Here is a 2787-nt window from a genome sequence, read left to right as displayed (position 1 = left end):
CGTCATCCTGCAGCAGGCGGCGATGCGCCTCGGCGCCATCTTCGTGCCGGTCAACTGGCGGCTTGCCGCGCCCGAGCGGCAGGCCATCCTTGCCGATTGCGATCCCGTGCTTCTGGTCCATGACACCCCGCCCGACCTTGCGCCGCCGCCCGGCTGCGCCCCGCTCGCCGTCTCGCGCTTCGCGGCAGCGGTGGAAGAGCAAGCGCCGGCGCCGCGCCGTCCGTTGCCGCAAGCCGACCGGCCGTCGATCATCCTCTACACCTCCGGCACGTCGGGCCAACCGAAGGGCGTCAACGTCACCGAAGCCAATGCCTTCGCCACCGCCGTCAATTTCGGCGTCATCGGCCGCGTTGGCCATGACAGCGTCTTCCTTTGCGACGCGCCGATGTTCCATGTCATCGGCCTGATCACCAATCTTCGCCCCGTTTTGCTCAAGGGCGGCACGGTGCTGATTTCCGCCGGCTTCGATCCCGGCGACACCAACCGACGCCTTGCCGATCCGGCGCTCGGCGTCACCCATTATTTCTGCGTGCCGCAGATGGCGAGGATGCTGCGCGAGCATCCCGGGTTCGCGCCGCGACTATGGACATCGCTCTTGGCGCTCTTCACCGGCGGCGCGCCGAACCCTGCCGCGGATGTTCTGTGGTGGCTGGAGCAGGGCGTGCCGATGGTCGACGGCTTCGGCATGACCGAGGCCGGCACGGTGCTCGGCATGCCGCTGGAGGCCGAGCGCATCGCCGGCAAGGCGGGCTCGGCCGGCCTGCCGGCGCCGACCGTTTCACTGCGCATCGTCGATGGCGCCGGCACCGATGTCGCGCCGGGAGAGACGGGCGAGATCTGGCTCGCCGGCCCCAACGTCACGCCGGGCTACTGGAACCGGCCGCAGGAGACCGCACGCGCCTTCAGCGAGGACGGCTGGTTCCGCACCGGCGACATGGCGCGGCGCGACGAGGACGGCTTCGTCACCTTGGTCGACCGCCGCAAGGACATGTTCATCTCCGGCGGCGAGAACGTCTTCCCGGCCGAGGTCGAGATGGCGCTGCTTGCCCATCCCGACATCGACGAGGCGGCTGTGATCGGCATCGCCGACGAACGCTGGGGCGAGGTCGGCCGCGCCTTCGTCGTGTTGCGCGCCTGTTGTTCTCTCGACCCGGCGGCGCTCGCCGGCCACTGCGCCGCGCGCATCGCCCGCTACAAGGTGCCGAAGGAATTTTTGGCCGTGGAGACTTTGCCGCGCACCGCATCGGGCAAGATCCAGAAGCATGTGCTGCGGGCGCTGAAATAGAGAGGCTGGAATCCGGCCGAAACACCTTGCTTTGAACACCCTTCCTGCTCCAGGAAGGGGGATGTCCGACAGTTACCTGCGATTGGTTTCGTATGATCCGCACTGGCGCCCCGGCGAAGCGGCAGCCAGCGAGGCGGTGACGATCGCGCGTGGATTGTTTCCACGCGCCGAACATATCGGCGTTGAATCCGAGGAGGGGGTCACATTCTTCGACGCCGGAGCGAACACGGAAAGCATCAATTGCCCGCTATGCGGCAGTGACCTCGAGGCTTGGTGGGGCGAGGCGATGGACCGGGCGGCTGCATCTGGCTTTAAAGACCTTGCTGTCGTAACGCCTTGCTGCGAAAGGCCGACCTCACTCAACGAGTTGCGCTACGTATGGCCTGCCGCATTCGGCAGCTGCGCGCTTACGGTCGTCAATCCCGGAGAGACCTCATTGGCGGTCGACCAGCTGCGCAGGATCGAGCAGGCAATCGGCTCGCCGCTGAAGGCAATCTGGCAGCATCTTTGAGCTGTCCACCAACCCTGGCACGCCAGAGGAAATACGATGAGCGAGCTGAAGATCAGAACCCGAGCGACCGGCGCGCTGGCCGTCCTGCAACCCGGCGGCCTGCCGGTTGTCACCACGCCGACCGGCGGCGCGGTCGATATCGTGACCGGCGCGAGCGCGCCGGGCTTCAATCCGCTCGATCTGTTGCACGCCTCGCTCGCCGCCTGCATGGTGCTCAGCGCCCGCATCGCTGCCACGCGCCTTGGGGTCGCCGCGCAGCTTGGCGAGGTGCGCGCCGAGGTCGGCGGCGAGAAGGCGGCGGACGAGCCGTCCCGCATCGTCCGCTTCAGCATCAGGCTCGATATTTCCGGCGATCTCGACACGGCGACCAAGCAGCGCATCATCGAGGATGCCGAGGCGATCTGCACCGTCTCCAACACGCTGCGCGCCTCCCCCGAACTGCACACGTCGCTGGGGTGAGGGGACCGTTTCCCATGGCCATGATCCCGCCTATCGACTACGCGACGGCGTCGCAAGAAATCCGCGCCGAGCACGACAGGGAGCTCAGCTTGCGCGGGCGCATGACCAACATGAAGCGCATCCTGCTCAATTCGCCGGCCGCTCACCGCATCTATGCCGAATGGTTCACGCTGCGCGATCTGCTCAAGCCTACGCTGGACGACCGTGCCATCTGGCTGCTTTCGATGGCGATCTCGGAGACAATGCGCGCCGAGGTTCCCGTCACCTTCTTCCGCCGCGCGCTGATGGATGGCGGTCTCGATCCAGAGGCAATCGAGCCCACCGCCGACGAGACGCTGCTGATCGCCTTCGGCAAGGCGGTCGCCGCCGATGCCAATGCGATTCCGGATGAGCTCTGGGCAGCGCTCAAGGCGCGCTATGATGACACGCTGCTGGTCAACCTCGCCGCCTTTGCCGGCATCATGGTGGCGACCTGCGTGTTCACCAATGCGGTGCGGGTCGACCTCGATCCGGAGCTGGAGGGGTATCGCAA

4 protein-coding genes are annotated in these 2787 nt (G+C 66.8%); all 4 read left to right on the top strand.

From position 1 onward, the window contains the following. Nucleotides 1-1285: AMP-binding protein (locus tag EN742_RS30680; RefSeq protein WP_128333646.1), on the top strand; the 1285-nt coding region annotated here is incomplete at its 5' end. A gap of 61 nt (nucleotides 1286-1346) precedes the next feature. Further along, nucleotides 1347-1796 (top strand): hypothetical protein, encoded by a 450-nt coding sequence (locus EN742_RS30675; RefSeq protein ID WP_126055443.1) that lies wholly within the window; start codon nucleotides 1347-1349, stop codon nucleotides 1794-1796. Between the two features lie 36 nt (nucleotides 1797-1832). Continuing rightward, nucleotides 1833-2255 carry an OsmC family protein gene (locus EN742_RS30670; protein WP_126055442.1) on the top strand — a complete coding sequence of 141 codons (423 nt, stop codon included), beginning with the start codon at nucleotides 1833-1835 and terminating at the stop codon, nucleotides 2253-2255. Nucleotides 2256-2269: 14 nt separating this feature from the next. Further along, nucleotides 2270-2787: hypothetical protein (locus EN742_RS30665; RefSeq protein WP_128333645.1), on the top strand; the 518-nt coding region annotated here is incomplete at its 3' end.

The sequence above is a fragment of the Mesorhizobium sp. M4A.F.Ca.ET.020.02.1.1 genome, assembly GCF_004022645.1.
Classification (GTDB): Bacteria; Pseudomonadota; Alphaproteobacteria; order Rhizobiales; family Rhizobiaceae; genus Mesorhizobium.
The sequence above is the reverse complement of the archived record's forward strand: the minus strand, read 5'-3'. Positions and strand labels throughout refer to the sequence as shown.

Bases quoted from the DNA above. Each gene is read 5' to 3' on its own strand.
- EN742_RS30675 (WP_126055443.1), top strand. From the start codon at position 1,347: ATGTCCGACAGTTACCTGCGATTGGTTTCGTATGATCCGCACTGGCGC.
- EN742_RS30670 (WP_126055442.1), top strand. From the start codon at position 1,833: ATGAGCGAGCTGAAGATCAGAACCCGAGCGACCGGCGCGCTGGCCGTC.